We start from the raw sequence: 20,641 nt of genomic DNA on the forward strand, positions 1-20,641 counted from the left end.
CTAGAGCTATTTTTTACTTGGGCTATTTTGTTGTTTGAGGAGGGATTTATCTCTGATGTCTTTCAGTTGGGCCTCGTTAATCGGCTGGCCCTTACTATCTAAAGCAATGATTTCCGGTTTATCCCAGCCACCCTGAATTAAATAGTCCAATTGGAAGAGTTTGCTGACAGGATCAGCAATTAAGTATTGGCCTAAAAGAGTACTTAAACCAATAATGGGATTGACAAAGGTATACGCAACAGATGCTGAACCAGCGTTTAGGGCGGGTAGTACAGTGATACGTATATCTTGAGTTTCATTGAGTAAGTTGGCGCGGCCGCTCAAGCGGACGTTGCCTTGAGGGCTTCTTAGGCTGAGATCTTGAATTTGCGCAATACCATTTTGGATCATCCCTTTTGAAGTGATTCGATCAAAAGGCATTCCTTGAGACACGATGGGTTTGAGTACCCCACCAATATCTAGTGTGGCCAAACGGTTGAGTCCTTGGAAACTTAACACACCTAAAAGGCGGGCAACCCCAGGCTCTACTTGCAAGACAGTGCCCTTAATTAAATCGAGCGACAAATTGCCGTTCAAAGACTTGAGATCAAAACTGTAGGGTGCATTAGACCAAGAAATAGATCCGACTAATTTACCGGCACCCTTATCCACGGTACTTGGGAAACCAAGATTTTTGAGAAGCTCACCGGCATTATCAATATCTAGATCAAAGTTCAGTATTGTGCTACCTCGATCATCCTTGATGCCCGCCTTCGGTAGTGCCCATTTGCCAGTAGCTTGAAGTTCAGCCACAGGCGTTTTTAAATACAAACGATCTATGCGCCAATCATTTTTGTCATTGCTTGCAAGCAGACTCATCTTGCCATAAGGCTTGCCATTGAAGATCAGGGCATCCGCTTCAATATCCAAGGCTGGAATTTTCTGCATGCGTTGGTTGATGCCGCGGGTGAGCGTATCTCCCTGAGATTCATTTTGAATATTGAGTTTTTGTAATCTTGCAGTGAGCTTTCCCTGTGGTAGGCCGATTTGTGCCGATTTCCATTGCACTAAGCCAACAGCTAGCTCTGAGTTGATGCTGGCATGCCATTGATCTTTTTCATGTGTTGCTAAAACGGCAACATCCTTAAATTCTCGGTCGGCGACGATCAGGCGATCCACATAAGCCGAAATAGTATCTATGGCTGGGGCGCTAGGATTGGCTGATTTAGTGGGTGCATTGGTTTTGATGGTTTTTTCATACCAGTTTTGCCATTCATCAAGATTTAATGTGTTGAGAATGATGTTGGTTGTAAAGCCTTGCTTGGGGAGATTGACGGGGGAGTTAATGCCGATGGAGCCGCGCAGTGCTTTTTGTTCTGCCCAAGCCAACTTCATATCAATTAACTTACCAAGAACGAGCTGCCCTTTATTCTCGAAAACGCCCGTATCTTTGTTGCCTTGCAGTACAAATTGACCCGTTAAACCTTGTCCAGTTTTTTTGCTGAGAGGTTGCGGTAAGCGACTTTGAAATTGTTTGAAATCGAGACCTAAATCTAGCTTGTAACCTTTAGAGCCAGCATTGAAGAAGCCCTCTACTTGAATAGGTCCGTCGAGTTGCTTTATGATATTTTTTTCTTCTGTTTGGCTAGAGGATGATAAGTAGTCAAGCAATTCCTGACTTTGAATCGTGCCGCTTAACTTCGTGCGTTGGGCCTTTTGCCAAGGTAATTGCGTGGGGATACTCGCCATGATATGGCCCCCCCAGACATCAAAGCCTAGTTTTTTGGCCAAAATTTGTTCTTCAGAGAAAACAACAGTGCCGTTGATGTTCTTCACGGCGAGTTGTTTGTTATAGAGTAGTTCGTTAGCTTTTAAAGCCAACTCACCCTCCACGCGAGTGTCAATAGATTTTGCAAGAGGTATATCTAATTTAATGAGTAATTCAGCATTACCGCTGATTTGAAATTCTTGCCATTGAGAATATAAGCGTTGCCCTACTGGACTCTTTGCAAAATAGTTAAGGAGGTCTTGAGTGGGGCCGCTCGCTTTACCCTGAATTTCAAGATGAGTATCTTTGGCGGTGATGTCTTTGGTGTAAGCGCGTGTATTGCTCAGTTGAATTTGTTCAAAGCTCGCTTTTTCAGCGAGCACCTCAAACTCCCCACGGTTCATTTTGATGAGGCCGCGAAGACCATAGAAATCAGACCACAGCCCTTTTTGTTGAGGATCTGCTGGAGCTGGACTGTAGCGTACCTCGCTGACGGGTAAGTGAAGGGTGAATACGCCGATATTTTTATCATTAAATGGTAACCATTGAGGGTGCCCATCAATTTCTAATTTACCTTGGCGAACGACACCTGATTTGAGATTGCTGCGGATATAGTTGCGCGCGTCGGCTGACATGGCTTTGGGAAAGTATGCAGTGATGCCAGCAATATTGGCCTCGTCAATCTCGAGACTAAGCTTGAGATGATCTTTATCTTTTTTATCCTTGAGGGGATGTGTATATTGGCCATTAGCCTTCAGTTTTAAATCATCATTTTGAAGAGCTAAATTTTTAGCACTGACTGACCAATACTTCTCTTGTCTTTGCCAATGGATCTTACCTTTGATCTCTTGGAAATATAGATCACTTTTTTCAGTCAAGTCCAAAAGATTTAACTGGGTATGTGTAGACCCTAGATGAATTTCACCACCAAGCTCAGAGGCTTGTATTTTCCCGCTTAGGCTGCGAATTGAATAATCATTTTTTTGGTAAGGCGTGATATTGATGTCATCAAATGCCATGACCACTCGATAGCTAGCATTTTTTTGCCAAGGCAGTTGGATATCAAAAGGAAGTTTCTTGCTTTCTTTATGCCAACTGATATCCAGATCACGGATTTTTCCAGACGCTTGGAAGCGTTGATTGAACTGATGAAAGTCCTGCGGTAGAGGAAACTGATTCAATAGTTCCTCAAGGAGTGAGACCTCAATTTTTTCTGCCTGAATACCGGCATGTTCGATGGCGCTGATTGATTTAGCTTTTTTCCAATAGATGGCAATATTTTTTAATTCTTCTAGAGGCGATTGTGCTTTGACTTTCCATTGCAGCAGAGGAGTAGTCACAGTCATTTTTTGACCATTGAGGAACTGATTGATTTCAGATTGTGCATAAGCAATCTTGAGTTCTTGCTTGAGACGTCGCCAATCAATGTGTAGTTGTTGTACCTCTAATAATGCTTTTGTTTTTTCAGCAACGCCACCACTTAAGTCAGTGCTACCTTGTGATGAAATTTTGCCGTCCTTTATTTTGAAAGGGAGCTCTATGATTTGATGAATTTTTGCAACTTCAAATTCTTGAATATCCCAGTTAAATTGGCCATGCCAGTCAAGCCAATTGCCGGCGTTCCCGAAAATACTATGTCTAAATTGAGCGTTCAGACCAACCAGATTTTTGGAAAAGGGTGTGCTGGCTGATAGTTCAATAGCGTGCCTAAAGAGATGACTTTCTAAATCAAGTTTGTGTATTTGGAATTGGTGAGTATGGTTGCCATAGCGTTGATCATCCCAGACGATCTTTGAGTTAGATATTTGAATACGATCTTGTTCAAAGATCCAGTTACCTACATCATGTCCTGCAGAGTTGGCATTGATATCAATCCCGGCAATATTCCAGTTTCCTTGTTGGTCACGCTCTACTTGAATCGTTGCATCTTTGATTAATAAAGAGCGAAACATGGGTTTTCTGAACCACAGGGAGTCCCATGAGACGGTACCTTCGACTTCCGGAATCTTGAGCGCTATAGCGCTAGCTTCGTTGAGTTTACGTAGCTCAATATTTTTAATGGCAAAGGATGGCCAAAAAATATCCCATGATGTTTGTATGGACTCAACCTTGACCGATAGCTGAAGTTGCTGGCCAAGCAGTTTTTCGAAATCTTCTTTTTTCTGATTGATTTGTGGCCAGTAATAAAAGCGTACTGTCAGATGAATAGCAATCGTCAAAATGAATACTGCAACTGCAAAATAAGCACTGATACGCAACCAACGCTGGTCATGCGGTTGACTAGCTTTTTCCTTAAGCGCTTGGATGAGCTGCAGAAAAGATTTAATTGCAAACATACCCCACATTATGCGATAGCCGGCAGCCCAAGACTAGCGTTAACATCTTGATTATGAATCTAAATAAATCTAGCTTAGAGAGAGTTTTTGAGCATTCCGCCTATGCCAAGCGTTGGTTAAGTGCTCGGCCCCAATGGCAGGAGGAGTTGGAGCGGGAGGGGCAGCGTGCTCTGGATCCGGGGGTGATTGAGGAAATTCTTGAGCAAGCAAAACACTTTGCACAAGAACCGGTGGTTGATCTGGAAATTGTCGCACGTGAGCTACGTTTGGCTAGGCAGCGTTTCATGTTACGTCTCATTTACCGAGATTTATTAGATTCGGCTTGCCTTGGCGAAGTGACTCAGGCCATTTCGCAATTTGCCGAGCGTGTGCTGGCCATAGGCATTCAAGCTATTAGCCAAGATATGTCTTTGACTGTGGGAAGACCCTATGCTGAAGATCGTTCGCCAATGCCCTTGATGGTTGTTGGTATGGGCAAATTGGGTGGTCGAGAGCTTAATGTTTCCTCAGATATTGATTTGGTATTCCTCTATGAAGAGGAGGGGGATACCCAAGGGGGTTCTAAAAGTATCTCCCATCACGAGTGGTTTACACGCTTAGGTAAAAAATTAATGGGACTCCTTGCGGAGGTTCAGGCAGAGGGTTTTGTATTCCGGGTGGATATGCGTCTACGCCCCAATGGTGATTCTGGACCGCTGGTATGTAGCCTGGGCATGTTGGAAGAGTACTTTACAGTCCAAGGAAGGGAGTGGGAGCGATACGCCTGGATCAAGGGGCGCTTGGTCTATCCTCCAGAGGGTTCAGATCAGTACCCTAAGCGGGTCAAGCTATTGCAAGATATTGTGCGCCCCTTTGTTTATCGGCGCTATTTGGATTTTGGTGTCATTGCGGCGATTCGTGATTTACATGGGCAAATCCAAGCTGAAGCTGAAAAACGATCTTTAGCTCACCCTGAGCGCGCTGCGGATATTAAATTGGGTCGTGGAGGTATCCGCGAGATAGAGTTCTTAGCGCAGATGTTTCAGCTAGTGAGAGGCGGCCAAGACCCTAGTTTACGCATACGTCCTACGCTAGACGTGTTACAGCTTGTGGTGGATAAGCAATTGATTCAGCCTCAAGATTATCAAGCTTTGACCCAGGCTTATGACTATTTGCGGCGCTTGGAGCATCGTTTGCAATATTGGGAAGATGCTCAGACACATCATTTGCCTAATGATGATCTTGCTCAAGAGAGACTTTCAAGGGCGATGAACCATGCCACGGTGGATGAGTTCAGGCAAACCTTATCAGCTCATCGGGATCGCGTAGCTACATTATTTGCCAATGCATTTGTACTCAAGCCAATTGACAGTGATGTGGATCATGAGGTGGCTGATGCACCATGGAACCCTCCAGAGTGCTATGAGCAGTTAAAGGCGGCATGGTCTACCTGGCAGGGTGGTGCGCGGTATCGCTCTTTAACCGATGGCTCCCGACGCCGCTTCATACAACTCATTAGCTACTCTTGTAAACAAATTGCAGATACCGATTGGTCTTTGGAGAAAAAAGATCGCGTCTTAGTCAGAATGCTCAATTTGCTAGAGTCGATTGCGCGACGTTCTTCATATTTGGCACTTTTGTCTGAGTACCCACACATTACCGCCAAATTAATTGCGCTGATTTCATCCTCGAGTTGGGGTACGGATTACCTCATCAAACATCCTCATTTGTTAGATGACTTATTGACGGGGCAGGGTCAGTATTCTCCTGAAGAACACCCTGAGGTGTACTGGGATCAATTAAGAGCCGAAGTGAACTTGATGCTTGATGATGTTTTGGATCAAGGCGATCAGGGTGAACGTGCCATGGATATTCTGCGTCAAGTACATCACACGGAAACTTTCCTGACGCTCTTAGCGGAATTAGGGATTGGCCGTTCAGAGCCTTTGGCTATTGAAAAGGTCAGTGATCGACTCTCGGCATTGGCTGATTTGATTCTGTCTATCACTTTGCAACGGGTTTGGCCTTTTGTTCTCAAAAAATTTAAGCTTGAAAGTATTGAGCCACAATTTGCCATCATTGCTTATGGCAAATTGGGTGGCAAAGAGCTGGGTTACGCTTCCGATTTAGATATTGTGTTTTTGTATGATGCACCGCCTGAAGATCAAGCAGCGCCAGAAATTTATTCTTTTTTTGCGCGTCGCTTGATTGCCTGGCTAACTACCGCGACACCGGCGGGTGTTTTATTTGAAATTGATACACGTCTAAGACCCAATGGTGTATCTGGTTTATTGGTTACTAATTTGGAATCATTCAGACGTTACCAGTTGCGAGAGGGAGATAACGCAGCTTGGGTTTGGGAGCATCAGGCTCTCACGCGTGCACGTTATTGCGCCGGTGATCAGCGTATTGGCCAGCATTTTGAAGAAATACGTGAAGCAGTTTTGGCGCAACAACGCGATACTCCAACCCTCAAGCAAGAGATACGCAGTATGCGCCTGAAAGTGTCTGAGGGGCACCCGAATGACACTGATAGTTTTGATGTGAAGCATGACAGTGGCGGCATGGTGGATATTGAGTTTGTTGTTCAATATTTAGTTCTACAACATAGTGGTCGTTATCCTACGCTGTTGGGGAACTGGGGCAATATTGCTCTACTTAAACGCGCCGCCGATGCTGGTTTGATTGCCAATGAGTTGGCTGATCAAGTGGCCAATGCTTATCGTCTTTACAGAGAGTATCAGCATCGTGCACGCTTAGATGGTGCTGAAAAAACTCGTATTGCGCCTGCGGATATGACTGATGTATTGCAGCAAGCACGCAATGCAGTCAAACTGCTTTGGCAAGATGTCTTAGAGACTTAGCATTTCGCGTGCATGGCGTAAGCTAGTGTCTGTGAGGTTTTCTCCGCCTAACATGCGTGCGATTTCTTGAATACGTCCTTGACGATCTAGATAGTTAATTTCTGAGACCGTGCTGAGATCTTTAATCTGTTTTGTCACTTTCCAGTGTTGGTGTGCGCACGCAGCTACTTGTGGCAGATGGGTCACGCATAAGACTTGATGTTTTTGACCGAGTTCTTGAAGACGTTTGCCTACCATGGCTGCCACGGCGCCGCCGACACCTGAATCGACTTCATCAAAAATTAAAGTCGGAATCTGACTGGCTTCAGATGTGATCACGCTAATGGCAAGACTAATGCGCGCTAACTCTCCACCTGATGCGACTTTTGCTAAAGATTTCGCTTGTACACCTGGATGCCCGGCGACTAAATACTCAATACTTTCTTGGCCGAAGGCGCTAGGCTCTGCTAATGTTTCTAGGTGTATTGCAAATTGACCTCCAGTCATTGCCAAATCTTGCATGGCCAATGTGACTTTACTACTGAGATCTTTTGCTACTTTTTGTCTTGCCTGCGTGAGTTTCTTGGCTGATTTTTCATAGATGGCCAGTTGTGCTGCACATTTCTTTTCTAAAGCGCTGATGTCTTGAGCATCTTCAATGGCTTGTAGTTGTATTTGGGTGTCTTGCCAAAGTTGTGGCAAATCTTCTGGGTTCACACGGTACTTCTTTGCCGCCGAAAAGAGTGTTTTCATGCGCTCTTCGATGTCAGCTAATCGGTCGGGATCTAATTCAATTTTTTGTAGATAGCGATTCAGATTTTGAGCAGCTTCTTGGCTTTGGATGAGGGCAGATTCTATGGCTAAGCGCGCATCTTCGAGGTGGCTATCAATTTTGGCTAGATCTTCTATCGCGTCATATGCCTGACTCAGTAGTTGCTCCACATGCGGTTCGGCTTCCTGTAGATGGTGTAAGGCGGTTTGTGCCCCATCGAGCAGGCGCGAGGCATTAGAGAGGCGTTGATAGTTTTCTTCAACTTCAGCCCATTCACCAGGCTGAGGTGAAATTTCATTGAGTTCATTGACCTGCCAAGCCAAGCGCTCTTTTTCTTTCAGTAAGTGTTCTGCCGCATGTAAAGCGTTATTCAATTGTTGTTTGGCTTCATGCCAAGCATGGAAATCTTGGCTCACCTCAGCGCGTAATGCCTGTAATTGCCCGTACTCATCCAGTAAATCTCTTTGTGCACCTGTTTTCATCAGGGCTTGATGAGCATGTTGACCATGAATATCAATTAATTGTTCGGCCAGACTTTTGAGTTGTGCCAGGGTGGCTAAGCTGCCATTGATAAACGCACGACTGCGGCCATTGGACTCAATAATGCGTCGAAGAATAATGGTCTGCCCATCGTCCTCTAAAGAAAAACCTTCGTTATCGAGAAAGGCTTTCATTCTGTTGAGGAGACTGTCAACTATGGAGAAGACCACCGTAATTTCAGCTTTACTTTTACCTTCTCGAATCTGGCTTGGGTCTGCGCGTTCGCCCAAGGCGAGTGCGAGTGCATCGAGTAGGATTGATTTACCAGCGCCAGTCTCGCCTGTTAGGGCCGTAAAGCCTGCCTCCAGCTCGATATCAAGCTGATCGACGATGACAAAATCCCGAATAGATATATGGCGCAACATGACTGATTAAAAAGAAGAGGGGTATTCATTCCAATGCAGTTTCTGGCGCATTGCACGGTAATCGCTATGACCTACGGGGTGAAGTAAGGTGACATTTTTATTGGAGCGTTCAATACGAATTTGATCGCCAATTTTTAAACTGGTCAGAGATTGCATATCAAAGTTCACGCAGACGTCTTTACCGCTGACCAGTTCAATAGTGATTTGTGAGTCACTCGGTAGTACGATAGGGCGATTCGATAGAGCATGCGGTGCAATGGGAGCTAAGACCATCCCAGCTACTGCGGGATGCAAGATAGGGCCTCCTACAGACATTGCATAAGCTGTAGAGCCTGTTGGGGTGGCGACAATTAAGCCATCAGAGCGTTGGTTATACATAAACTGGCCATTGACATTGACCGTTAACTCCACCATGCCAGCAATACCTGAACGATTGACCACTACATCATTCAGTGCCGAGCCTTCTCCAATAAGGGCGTTATTTCGATAAACCTTGGCTTCAAGAAGGTAGCGTATATCTTGTTCATAGCGCCCAGCCATCATGTCTGTGATTACGGACTCGGCTTCCTGAATCGGAATATCGGTCATATACCCTAAAGTGCCCATATTGACGCCCACGATAGGAATACCAAGGCCCGCTATTTGACGGGCGATACCTAATAATGTGCCGTCACCACCGACTACCAAAACCAAGTCTACATTTTGTGCAAAACGACTTGTTGGTAATTCTGGAAGTTGATGTGCTGAGCTGTGGCGTGCCGTTTCTGACTCCAAGAAGACTTCGCAGCCTAGTTTTGCCAGAATTTCGGAGATATGTTTCAAAATCTGCGAAAAGCCTTCGGCCTGGTATTTACCAACCAGAACTATCTTTTTGAAATGCTTTTGCGCAGTTTTTGACTTAACATTGGACATGTAATGATTAAACCATAGCGGTAATGACTCTACAATTTCTCAATTATGGATGAGCGCTCCAAAGTATTACTGAAAATTCTGATCGAACACTACATTGCTGATGGTCAGCCGGTGGGCTCACGCACGCTCTCAAAGTATTCAGGCTTAGATTTATCTGCTGCCACCATCCGTAATGTGATGTCTGACTTGGAGGAAATGGGTTTTGTGTCTAGCCCACATACTTCAGCGGGCCGGATTCCAACGCCTAAAGGTTATCGTTTGTTTGTCGATACCATGCTCACGGTGAAGCCTTTGGAAGAAATCCTCACCCATGAGGTCCAAGATGCGATTCAGATTGATGCACCTCAAAGAGTGGTCACAGCAGCTGCCCAGGTTTTGTCTAATTTATCGAGTTTTGCAGGCGTCGTATTGACCCCGCGCCGTTCCGAGCTCTTTCGGCAGGTCGAGTTTTTACGCTTATCAGAAAAGAGAATCTTGCTGATTTTGGTGACCCCCGATGGGGATGTGCAAAACCGCATTATCTTGACGCAAAAAGATTACAGTCCTTCTGAGTTAACCGAGGCTGCAAATTACTTGAATGCTCACTATGCCGGCCTGAGTTTTTATGACGTACAGGGGCGCTTACGTCAGGAGTTAGAGGGTTTGAGAACGGATATCGCCAGTTTGATGGAAGCCGCTTTACAGGCTGGAACAGATGCGAATGAAGCTGAAGCAGACGTGGTCATATCAGGAGAGCGACGCTTGCTGAATGTGAACGATTTGTCTTCAGATATGGATAAGTTAAAACGTTTGTTTCATCTTTTCGAAGAAAAAACCGGTCTATTGCAGCTGTTAGACGTCTCTTCTAAAGCCGATGGCGTACAAATATTTATTGGTGGCGAAAGTCAGTTGGTGCCCATGGAAGATATGGCCATTATTACAGCCCCATATAACGTTGATGGTAAGGTGGTGGGTACCTTAGGGGTGATTGGCCCCACACGTATGGCTTATGAACGTGTCATACCGATTGTCGACATTACTGCTAAATTACTCTCAAGTGCTTTAAGCACGAAATAAATAAAAAATTGGAGACACCATGGGGCCACATCAAAAACCCTTAAGAACAGGCATTTTGTTGGTGAACTTAGGGACGCCGGATGCACCGACGGCCTCGGCAGTTCGCCCATACTTACGACAATTTTTATCCGATACGCGTGTGGTTGAGATACCCAAATTGATTTGGTGGTTCATCTTAAATCTCATTATCTTGCCCCTGCGTTCATCAGCTTCAGCCAAGAAATACGCGAGTATTTGGATGAATGGGCCTGATGGGGGTTCGCCACTTTTAATTCATACGCGACGCGTCGCTCTTGCTTTAGAGCAGCAGTTGCTCTCCCATGAGAAAGACATTCGCGTCGAGATGGCGATGCGCTATGGCAACCCCAGTATTGAGTCTGCCATGAAGAAGCTACAGTCTGATGGTGTTGAGCGTTTACTGGTTCTACCCATGTATCCACAGTACTCAGCGACAACCTCGGCATCTAGTTTTGATGAAATCTTCCGGATTTTAAAAACTTGGAGAAATCAACCTGAAATCAGAATTGTGAAGCATTACCATGATCATCCAGCCTATATCCGGGCGTTGAAGCTACAGGTTGAGCGCTATTGGGATGCCCATGGGCGCCCTGATTTTTCTCAAGGGCATAAGGTCTTGTTTTCATTTCACGGAGTACCTAAGCGTACCTTGGATAAGGGCGATCCTTATCATTGTGAATGCCATAAAACTGGACGCTTATTGCGAGAGGCCTTGGGTTTGTCGGCAGAGCAGGCCATGGTTACCTTTCAATCTCGTTTTGGTAAAGCGGAGTGGTTAAAACCTTATACCGCTCCAACGGTTGATAAGTTGGGACATGAGCGTTTACAAAGAATGGATATATTTTGTCCGGGCTTTCCATCTGATTGTTTAGAAACCCTCGAAGAAATTGCGATGGAGGTGAGGGAAGAGTTCTTGACTGCAGGGGGTGGCGAGTATCACTACATCCCTTGTATGAATGATTCTCCTGATTGGATCAGCAGCCTAGAGGAAATCGCCTTGCAACACATGGGGGGCTGGCCTATGCAGCCAGAATCTAGTCAAGAGGTCGCCATGCGCTTACAACGTGCTCAAGCCTTGGGTGCCAAAAACTAAACCCTTGAAATCCTCTTAATTGGCCCTATATAGGTCTTTGTTAGTTAAACAAAGACCATTATGAACGACCCTCAAAATCCAGAAAATAATAATCAAAACAAAGAGTTAGAACCTATCCAGGCTGAGGAAGCCGCGAAAGAGGCGGCTAACGAGTTAACGCCAGAAGAAAAAATCCTGGCTTTAGAACAGCAAGTGGCCGACTTGCAAGATCAATTTTTGCGCGCCAAGGCAGAGGCTGAAAACAGCCGACGTCGTGCTATCGAGGAAGTTGCTAAAGCCCATAAATATGCTATCGAAGGCTTTGCTGAGCATTTATTGCCCGTGGTTGATAGCTTGACCGCGGCCCTGGCTGATCAATCAGATGATTTGGTCAAGGTGCGTGAAGGTGTTGATCTGACCATGAAGCAGTTGATGTCAGCCTTAGAAAAAGGTCGGGTGATTGAAATTAATCCGGTGGGCCAAAAGTTTGACCCTCATCAGCATCAAGCGATTTCGATGGTGCCTTCTGAGCAAGAGGCGAATACGGTGGTCACCGTTTTACAAAAAGGCTACATGATTGCTGAGCGAGTCTTAAGACCAGCCTTGGTAACAGTTAGTCAGCCGAAGTAGGCGCTAACTTGAAATCAGCAGATTCAGACATATATACAAAACATAGATTAATTTAGGAGTAGAACATGGCAAAGATTATCGGTATTGATTTGGGTACAACGAACTCATGTGTGGCAGTTTTAGAAGGTAATAGCCCTAAGGTGATTGAGAACGCAGAAGGTGCGAGAACAACTCCATCGATTATTGCTTACATGGAAGATGGTGAAATTTTGGTAGGTGCACCGGCTAAGCGTCAGTCAGTGACGAATCCTAAAAATACGCTATATGCCGTTAAGCGTTTGATTGGCCGTAAATTTGAAGAAAAAGAAGTTCAAAAAGACATTTCCTTGATGCCATATAGCATTAGTAAAGCCGATAACGGTGATGCTTGGGTAGAGGTGCGTGGCAAAAAAATGGCCCCTCCACAAATCTCTGCAGAAGTCTTGCGTAAGATGAAGAAAACAGCTGAGGATTACCTCGGTGAGGAAGTGACCGAAGCGGTGATTACTGTACCCGCTTACTTTAATGATAGTCAGCGTCAGGCAACTAAAGACGCAGGTCGTATCGCTGGCTTAGATGTTAAGCGCATCATCAATGAGCCTACGGCTGCTGCTTTGGCGTTTGGTTTGGATAAACAAGAAAAAGGCGATCGCAAAATTGCTGTGTACGACCTAGGCGGCGGTACATTTGACGTCTCAATTATCGAAATCGCTGATGTGGATGGTGAAAAGCAGTTTGAGGTTTTATCAACCAACGGTGATACTTTCTTGGGTGGTGAAGATTTTGACCAGCGCATCATTGACTTCATTATTGAAGAATTCAAAAAAGAGCAGGGTGTTGATTTATCAAAAGATGTGCTCGCTTTACAGCGCCTAAAAGAAGCTGCTGAAAAAACCAAGATTGAGCTCTCATCGAGCCAACAATCAGACATTAATCTGCCCTACATTACTGCTGATGCAAGTGGCCCTAAGCATCTGAATATCAAGCTCACACGTGCCAAGCTCGAGTCTTTGGTTGAAGATTTGATTGCGCGCACGATTGAGCCATGCAAAACAGCGATTAAGGATGCTGGTATTGCTGTGGGCGATATTCATGATGTGATCTTAGTCGGTGGTATGACTCGTATGCCGAAGGTTCAGGAGAAGGTCAAAGAGTTTTTCGGTCAAGATCCTCGTAAAGATGTGAACCCAGATGAGGCCGTTGCTGTCGGTGCTGCAATTCAGGGGGCTGTTTTGGCGGGTGACCGTAAAGACGTTTTGCTTTTAGATGTCACCCCTTTGTCTTTGGGTATTGAAACCTTGGGTGGTGTGATGACAAAGATGATCACAAAAAACACCACTATTCCTACCAAGCATGCTCAGGTCTTCTCAACGGCTGAAGATAATCAACCGGCTGTGACGATCAAGGTATTCCAGGGTGAGCGCGAGATGGCCTCTGCGAATAAATTATTAGGTGAGTTCAATCTCGAAGGAATTGCACCTGCAGCGCGTGGCACCCCTCAAATTGAGGTTTCTTTTGACATCGACGCCAATGGTATTTTGCATGTAGGCGCCAAAGATAAGGCGACTGGTAAAGAAAACAAAATCACGATCAAAGCTAATTCAGGATTGTCTGAAGAAGAGATTCAGCGCATGGTCAAAGATGCAGAAGCCAATGCTGAAGAAGATCGTAAATTGCGTGAGTTAGTTGACGCTCGCAATACTGCCGAGGCTTTAGTGCACTCTACTAAGAAAGCTTTAGAAGAGCATGGTGCTAGCTTAGAGGCGGGTGAAAAAGAAAAAATTGAAGCCGCTATGAAAGACTTGGAAGAGGCAGCTAAAGGGTCTGATAAGGATGCGATCACAGCCAAGACTGAAGAGTTGGGTAAGGTCAGCCAAAAGTTAGGCGAAAAGGTCTATGCTGCGATGGCTGAAAAAGCTAAAGCTGGTGAGGCGCCTGCAGGTGAGGCGAAGCCAAAAGATGATAATGTGGTTGATGCTGAATTCAAGGAAGTGAACGACAAGAAGTAAGCATAGGCTCCACCCAATCAACTACACGATTAGGAATTTGTTTTGGCTAATAAGCGTGATTTTTATGACATTTTGGGCATTGCCCGAAATGCTAGCGACGACGATATTAAAAAGGCTTATCGCAAGTTAGCGATGAAGTATCACCCTGATCGTAATCCGGGTAGTCAAGAGGCTGAAGAAAAATTCAAAGAGGCTAAAGAAGCCTACGAGATGCTGTCTGATCCTCAAAAACGTGCCGCATATGACCAATATGGTCATGCGGGTGTCGATCCTAATATGGGTGGTTTTGGCGGTGGGGCACAAGGCTTTGGTGGTTTTGCCGATGCCTTTGGTGATATTTTTGGCGATATCTTCGGTGGTGGTGCGCGCGGTGGCCGAGGTGGACCACAAGTCTACCGCGGTGCAGATTTGCGCTACAGCATGGAGATTTCTCTAGAGGAAGCTGCCCACGGTCATGAAACGCAAATTAGGGTACCTAGTTGGTCGAATTGCGAATCTTGTGAAGGTACTGGTGCTGAACCAGGCTCTAAAGTAGAGACTTGCTCCACCTGCGATGGTGTGGGGCAGGTGCGAGTTTCGCAAGGCTTCTTCTCCATGCAGCAAACCTGTCATCGTTGCAGTGGTACAGGTAAGTACATTCCTAAGCCTTGCAGAAAATGTCATGGTTCTGGGAAGATCAAGTCGCAAAAAACTCTTGAAGTCAAAATTCCAGCTGGCATCGATGATGGCATGCGCATACGTTCGGCGGGTAATGGTGAGCCTGGTGTCAATGGTGGCCCCCATGGCGACTTATATGTTGAAGTACACATTAAGCCCCATCCTGTATTTGAACGTGAAGGTGATGATTTGCATTGCCAAATGCCAATTTCTTTTGTCGATGCTGCGCTAGGTGGGGAGATTGAAGTCCCAACCTTGTCGGGTAAAGCTAGCTTTGAGGTGCCAGAGGGTACTCAAAGTGGCCGCACATTCCGTTTGCGTTCTAAAGGAATTAAGAGTTTAAGAACAGCCTTGCCGGGTGATTTATATATTCACGTACAGGTAGAAACTCCGGTGAAGTTAACGGATGCACAAAAGAAAATCTTACGTGACTTTGAAGAAAGTTTGCAATCGGGTGGGGCCAAACATAACCCACAACAAAAAGGCTGGTTTGATCGAGTGAAAGACTTCTTTAACTAAGCGTCGGCTTTAAAACAATGCTCGGGGCCAGGAAACTGGCCCTTTTTGACTTCTGCGATATATGTTTTGAATGCTTCTTCAATCGAGTTCGAGGTGGCCAGGAAATTTTTGACAAATTTCGGCGCTCGCCCCGGAAATGCGCCTAGTAAATCATGCATCACTAGAACTTGACCCGAGCAATCTGGGCCAGCACCAATCCCAATCGTTGGTATTGAAATTGCTTGAGTGATTTTTTGACCTAAAGTCGATGGGATGGCTTCAAGCACTAAGAGTTGTGCCCCTGCTTTTTCTAAGATTTGCGCATCCTCGATGGCTAATTGGGCTGCTTCTGGTGATTTGCCTTGAACCTTAAAACCACCCATGGTGTGAACGGATTGTGGCATGAGACCTAAATGTGCGCAAACCGGTACGCCATGCTCTACCAGATGTTTGACTGTATTGGCTAGGTGGCGGCCACCTTCTAGCTTCACCATTTGTGCACCGGCACGCATGAGTGCGGCCGCATTTTCTAATGCTTGATCAGGATTGCCGTAACTGGCAAATGGCATATCTGCTAATAAAAAAGCATGGTGACGACCACGTGCTACTGCGCTCACGTGATAGACCATATCTGCGATGGTAACCGGTGTGGTGCTGGTGTGACCTTGAATCACATTACCTAAGGAATCCCCCACCAAAATTACATCAATGCCAGCGCGATCCATGAGTGCCGCAAAGCTAGCATCATAGGCCGTGAGGGTTGTAATTTTTTCGCCACGGGAACGCATTTCTTGTAGATGACTGATTGTCATCACAGGGCGTGATGGGTTTTCTTGTAAATAAGACATAGGCGCTTATTCTAAACCTTGCTGGGGCAGCAGCAACCTTTAATTTTTTCGATGCGTTGATTTTGTAGGTGCGGCAGGTAGTCAGCTAATTTGCCAAATCGAGGGAGGGATAAATTAGGTTCGATTTCTAATAAGGGCAGTAAAACAAAAGCTCTTTCTACCATTCTAGGGTGGGGTACTTGCAGTTGTTCATCATCGAGAATGACTTGATCATAGGCGAGTAGGTCTAAATCAAGTGTTCTTGGAGCGTTTAGAAAGGGACGCTCACGGCCAAAATCATTTTCTACTTGTTGGCAGACTGTCAGTAATTGATGTGGGGTGAGTTCGGTCTCTAAAGAAATAACTGCATTGATGAAGTCTTGCCCATCGCAACCGATGGGGGCGCTTTGATACATACAACTGCGCGTTAATACTTTTAGCTCGCGTCTTTGCGCGAAACACATAATGGCATCTTTGATGAGTTGTTTTGTATCACCAATATTGCCACCTAGACCAATGTAGGCCAATGCCATCTCAACTACTCCCTCGTGCTGTTGTGCTTACTTTATCTTTTTTTTAAAGTTTTTGCTCGACGGGGGTCTTTTTTGTATTTCTGCGGCGACGACGCTTGGGACGTTCAGGGTTTGCATTAGACAGAGTTTGTTCTTCTTTGACTTGCTTGAGTAGTTCTTGGCGCTGGATTTCATCACTGTGCGCAAATTTGTCCCACCAGGCGGCTAGTTCAGTGGGCTTCTCCCCAAGCTGGCTACGCAGCAGAAGAAAATCGTAGGCTGCCCTAAATTTTGGATTTTCAATCAGTTTGTATGGCCCGCGTCCCACGCGTTTGTCTAAGCGCAGTTGTAAAGACCAGATTTCACGCATATCTGCTTCATGACGTCTTTGCATGCCCATAAAGGCACGTTGGCTGCTTAAAACCTCATCGATTGCTGCGTGTAGTGCAGGGACCGTGGGTAGTTCTGCCTCGTATTTAGCCCAACACTCAATCACCTCGTGCCACAAGAGAGTGGCAAAGAGAAAGCCTGGAGAAATCGATTTACCGGCTTGGACACGTGCATCAGTATTTTTTAAAGCCTGTGAAACAAATGCCAGGCGATCTTCGTCTGCGGCGATTTTGTTGACGAGAGGTAGAACGTAGGGACTAAGACCTAATTGACGTAGACCCAAAAGAGATTGCCAAGCATGACCAGACATGAGTAGTTTTAGGATTTCATCAAACAGGCGTGCCTCTGGGACATCCTGAATGAGACTGGCTAATACGGTAATGGGTTGAGCGGTTTTTTGTTCAATCGTAAAACGAGTTTTGGCAGAAAATCGAATGGCGCGTAGCATACGCACGGGATCTTCCCGATAGCGCTGGCTAGGTTCGCCAATCATGCGAATCATTTTTCTTTCAATATCTTGGATGCCGCCGTGATAGTCCAACACGATCTCTGATTGCGGATCGTAGTACATAGAATTAATCGTGAAATCTCGTCGCAGAGCATCTTCTGCTTGGGTGCCCCAAACGTTGTCGCGCAAAATCCTACCTGAGGCACTCACATGCCCCTCTTCTTGCTGGCTAAGAGAGCGAAAGGTTGATACTTCAATAATTTCAGGACGTTCTTTGCCGTAAAAAGTGACGTGCACAATCTGAAAACGCCGCCCGATAATTCGTGAGCGACGAAACAGTTTTTGTACCTGATCAGGTGTTGCGCTCGTGGCCACGTCAAAGTCTTTCGGAGCGATACCTAATAGCAGATCTCGGACTGCGCCTCCTACGATGTAGGCATCGTGCCCTGCCTCTTGGAGAACTTGCGTCACCTTAATCGCGTTTTTTGAGACTAAGGACAGATCGATCTTGTGATGCTTCTTGCTGATCTTTTGAGGGTGAAAATTTTTACCGTGGGCGATTTTCTTTTGCGCCGGTGATTTCTTAAAAATGCGATCAATAATTTTTTTGATCATGCAAATAAATCCAAGATCTTCCAACCACGTCGTATGCTTTCTGCGCGTAAGCGTTGATCGGGGTTTGTCGCTATCGGGTTTTGTACTTTTTCCAACAAGGGTAAATCGTTCATAGAGTCGGAGTAGAACCAGGTTTCGCCGACAGTGGCCCAAGTTAGATTGAGGCTTGCTAGCCAGTTTTCAACGCGGATTACCTTCCCTTCTCTAAAGTTAGGTAAACCGGCGACTTGACCAGTGAAGCGTGCGTTGGGATCATTATTTTCAGTGGCGGGTTCCGTGGCAATCAAGTGTTCTACACCAAAAGCGTGTGCAATGGGGCGGGTCACGAAGCTATTCGTGGCCGTCACCACAGCGCAGATGTGACCGGCGGATTGATGTTGTTCTACAAGTTGGCGAGCGCTATCACGCAAAGCAGGTTGAATCACTTCTTGCATAAAGTCTGCATGCCAATTGGCAAGTTGCTCACGCGTGTGGTTGGCAAGCGGTTGCAGCGCGAACTCTAAAAAAGCATAAATATCTAGGCGACCTGCTTGATAGTCCTGATAAAAGCGCTCATTCTCTTGCGCGTAATGAGCGCCATCGACAACACCGCGTTTAACTAAATAGCGGCCCCATTCATGGTCGCTATCAATCGGTAAAAGGGTGTGGTCTAGGTCAAATAAAGCAATACCATTCATAGCCGCCATTATCCTGATTTTTCTTGGAGTAGTTGTTTCACGAGTGGTAACGTGACGGCGCGTTTGGTTTCAAGAGAGTAAATGTCTAGGGCTTCAATCAAGCTCATCAGACTTGGCATGTCTCTGTGGAAGTGGTGTAACAGCCAAGGAGCGACATCTGCAGATAAATTCATGCCGCGTGCTAAAGCGGCTTGTTCAATGGCTAAAACTTTTTCTGGATCAGAAAGTTCTTTGACTCGATAGACGCATGCCCAGCCTAAACGGGTTCTTAAATCTTCTCGAATATCTAAATATGTAGGTGCTTGATCACTCGCGGTGAGTAATACGCTTTGATTTTGGTCTTTGATGAGATTGTGGATTCTGAATAACCAAGCTTGTTGATCTGTATTGAGTAGTTGGGTGTCGTCACAGGCAACACAGGATAAACGGGCCTCTTCTAGCCCTTGTATCGCTTGTTGCCAAGCCATATCAGAGCTAGTCGGAGATAAAAAAATGCCGTTTTGCTCGGGGGCTTCTTTACTGTAAGCAAATAAAAGATGAGATTTACCAGAGCCGGATGCTCCCCATAAATGGATCATCCGTTCGTGAGCTGGTAGCGCGCTATTTCGCACTTTGCCTGCTAAACCCAAGAGGTGTTGATGTAAGGCTTCATTACCCTGTGGCAAATAGTTATGCAGCGTGGGCTTGGGAACCTCACTCAAATTAAGGGCATTTTGCTTGGGTAAATCAACCATACTATTTATTGCGGTACCAAGATGACTGTTGATATCGCTCAAAGCCATGACGGGTGAGAACGAGCAAGATTGCTGATAGTGGTAGGGCTAATAAGATGCCGAAAAAGCCAAACCATGATCCAAATAGAATCAGAGCAAAAACAACAAGTACTGGATGAAGTCCAATTCTTTCCCCCACGAACTTAGGAGTTAAAAATAAACTTTCAATCAGTTGGCCTAGGCCAAAAATAATGAGCACACCAATAATCGGTACAGCACTTTCGGCTTGCAAGATGGCAGATAAGAGTGCCAATATAAAGCCCAAAGCAAAGCCAATGTAGGGGATGAATACCGCAATACCAGTAAATAGGCCTAGGGCTAAGGCGCCGGTAATATCGAGTATCGAGAGTGCAACACAGTAGTAGATTGCTAAGTAAATAATGACGATCAATTGGCCGCGAAGATATTGTGAGAGCAGTTCATCAATTTCACGGGCAATGGTATTGGTAGTCTCTAAGGATTTTCTGGGAACAATATGCTGTATTTTCTCCAGAAAGTGATCCCACTCAGTGAGTAAATAAAACATCACGAAGATAATCAATAGGAAATTCACTAAGCCAGACAAAATACTTTGTGTTGAGGCCAGTAGCGCACTCAAGCTAGAGTTAATCAGGGTATTCGCATTCTCAGAGAGTTGTTGGCTGATTTTGGTTTGGATGAGTTCGCGTGTTTGGGCTAGATCAATTTTCAAGGCGAGCTTGTCGATGTATGGCTGAAGATTATTTTGCAGATGCGTCAGCCATGCGGGTAGTTGCTCGCGAATCAGTGGAATTTCACTTTGCAAAACCGTCACAATGAGGGCAAAAAGCCCTAGTATTGAAGCTAGAGCCAGGATAATGGTGCTAATGGCAGCGAGCGCGCTAGGGCTGCGTAAACTGATGAGACGTAGATAAACCGGCCTTAAGACATAAGCCAAAATAAAGGCGGCAAGGAAAGTTGTTAATAAAGAGGCCATAAGGACGACTTATCCACTAAAATTCCATGAT

The 20,641-nt window shown here is 45.6% G+C and carries 15 protein-coding genes; 6 read left to right on the plus strand and 9 right to left on the minus strand.

Translation table 11 applies throughout. The features are described from left to right. Window positions 1-6: 6 nt before the first annotated feature. On the minus strand, window positions 7-4,083 hold the full coding sequence (locus ICE94_RS05605) for a YhdP family protein (protein ID WP_216149666.1): 4,077 nt from the start codon (window positions 4,081-4,083) through the stop codon (window positions 7-9). A 53-nt stretch (window positions 4,084-4,136) separates the two neighbouring features. Between ICE94_RS05605 and glnE the strand changes: the two genes are divergently transcribed. After that, the gene (gene glnE, locus ICE94_RS05610) at window positions 4,137-6,926 is read left to right on the plus strand and encodes a bifunctional [glutamate--ammonia ligase]-adenylyl-L-tyrosine phosphorylase/[glutamate--ammonia-ligase] adenylyltransferase (protein ID WP_216149668.1); all 2,790 of its coding nucleotides are present in this window, start codon (window positions 4,137-4,139) and stop codon (window positions 6,924-6,926) included. Here the strand turns inward: glnE and recN are convergent. Beyond that, window positions 6,915-8,582 (minus strand): DNA repair protein RecN, encoded by a 1,668-nt coding sequence (recN, locus tag ICE94_RS05615; protein WP_216149670.1) that lies wholly within the window; start codon window positions 8,580-8,582, stop codon window positions 6,915-6,917. The genes glnE and recN overlap by 12 nt on opposite strands. A gap of 6 nt (window positions 8,583-8,588) precedes the next feature. Next, window positions 8,589-9,494, minus strand: a complete 906-nt coding sequence (locus tag ICE94_RS05620; RefSeq protein WP_216149672.1) for an NAD kinase — start codon at window positions 9,492-9,494, stop codon at window positions 8,589-8,591. A 45-nt stretch (window positions 9,495-9,539) separates the two neighbouring features. Here ICE94_RS05620 and hrcA point away from each other — a divergent pair, with 45 nt between their 5' ends. From hrcA to dnaJ, 5 genes are all read left to right on the plus strand, one after another. Beyond that, window positions 9,540-10,550 (plus strand): heat-inducible transcriptional repressor HrcA, encoded by a 1,011-nt coding sequence (gene hrcA / locus ICE94_RS05625; protein WP_216149674.1) that lies wholly within the window; start codon window positions 9,540-9,542, stop codon window positions 10,548-10,550. 19 nt (window positions 10,551-10,569) lie between these two features. Beyond that, complete coding sequence (gene hemH, locus ICE94_RS05630) at window positions 10,570-11,661, plus strand: ferrochelatase (protein ID WP_216149675.1); 1,092 nt, start codon at window positions 10,570-10,572, stop codon at window positions 11,659-11,661. Window positions 11,662-11,718: 57 nt separating this feature from the next. After that, window positions 11,719-12,270, plus strand: coding sequence for a nucleotide exchange factor GrpE (gene grpE / locus ICE94_RS05635; protein WP_370623795.1), 552 nt, complete (start codon window positions 11,719-11,721; stop codon window positions 12,268-12,270). Between the two features lie 65 nt (window positions 12,271-12,335). Then, window positions 12,336-14,258, plus strand: a complete 1,923-nt coding sequence (gene dnaK / locus ICE94_RS05640; RefSeq protein WP_216149679.1) for a molecular chaperone DnaK — start codon at window positions 12,336-12,338, stop codon at window positions 14,256-14,258. A 42-nt stretch (window positions 14,259-14,300) separates the two neighbouring features. Beyond that, window positions 14,301-15,434, plus strand: coding sequence for a molecular chaperone DnaJ (gene dnaJ / locus ICE94_RS05645; RefSeq protein ID WP_216149681.1), 1,134 nt, complete (start codon window positions 14,301-14,303; stop codon window positions 15,432-15,434). On the opposite strand, the gene panB is transcribed toward dnaJ, so the two are convergent. From panB to ICE94_RS05675, 6 genes are read right to left on the minus strand one after another with little or no spacing between them, the layout of a single operon-like run. Beyond that, window positions 15,431-16,261: a 3-methyl-2-oxobutanoate hydroxymethyltransferase gene (gene panB, locus ICE94_RS05650; protein ID WP_216149683.1), complete on the minus strand. Its 831-nt coding sequence runs from the start codon at window positions 16,259-16,261 to the stop codon at window positions 15,431-15,433. The two genes, dnaJ and panB, sit on opposite strands and share 4 nt — an antisense overlap. A gap of 11 nt (window positions 16,262-16,272) precedes the next feature. After that, window positions 16,273-16,773 carry a 2-amino-4-hydroxy-6-hydroxymethyldihydropteridine diphosphokinase gene (gene folK, locus ICE94_RS05655; protein ID WP_216149685.1) on the minus strand — a complete coding sequence of 167 codons (501 nt, stop codon included), beginning with the start codon at window positions 16,771-16,773 and terminating at the stop codon, window positions 16,273-16,275. 43 nt (window positions 16,774-16,816) lie between these two features. Further along, the gene (gene pcnB, locus ICE94_RS05660; RefSeq protein WP_216149687.1) at window positions 16,817-18,205 is read right to left on the minus strand and encodes a polynucleotide adenylyltransferase PcnB; all 1,389 of its coding nucleotides are present in this window, start codon (window positions 18,203-18,205) and stop codon (window positions 16,817-16,819) included. After that, window positions 18,202-18,882 carry an HAD family phosphatase gene (locus tag ICE94_RS05665; RefSeq protein WP_216150982.1) on the minus strand — a complete coding sequence of 227 codons (681 nt, stop codon included), beginning with the start codon at window positions 18,880-18,882 and terminating at the stop codon, window positions 18,202-18,204. The genes pcnB and ICE94_RS05665 overlap by 4 nt, the downstream gene beginning before the upstream one ends. Before the next feature lie 8 nt (window positions 18,883-18,890). Then, window positions 18,891-19,616, minus strand: coding sequence for a DnaA regulatory inactivator Hda (hda, locus tag ICE94_RS05670; RefSeq protein WP_216149689.1), 726 nt, complete (start codon window positions 19,614-19,616; stop codon window positions 18,891-18,893). A 1-nt stretch (window position 19,617) separates the two neighbouring features. Next, on the minus strand, window positions 19,618-20,610 hold the full coding sequence (locus ICE94_RS05675; RefSeq protein ID WP_216149691.1) for an AI-2E family transporter: 993 nt from the start codon (window positions 20,608-20,610) through the stop codon (window positions 19,618-19,620). Window positions 20,611-20,641 lie beyond the last annotated feature (31 nt).

This window comes from Polynucleobacter sp. MWH-Loch1C5 (assembly GCF_018881775.1).
Lineage (GTDB): Bacteria > Pseudomonadota > Gammaproteobacteria > Burkholderiales > Burkholderiaceae > Polynucleobacter.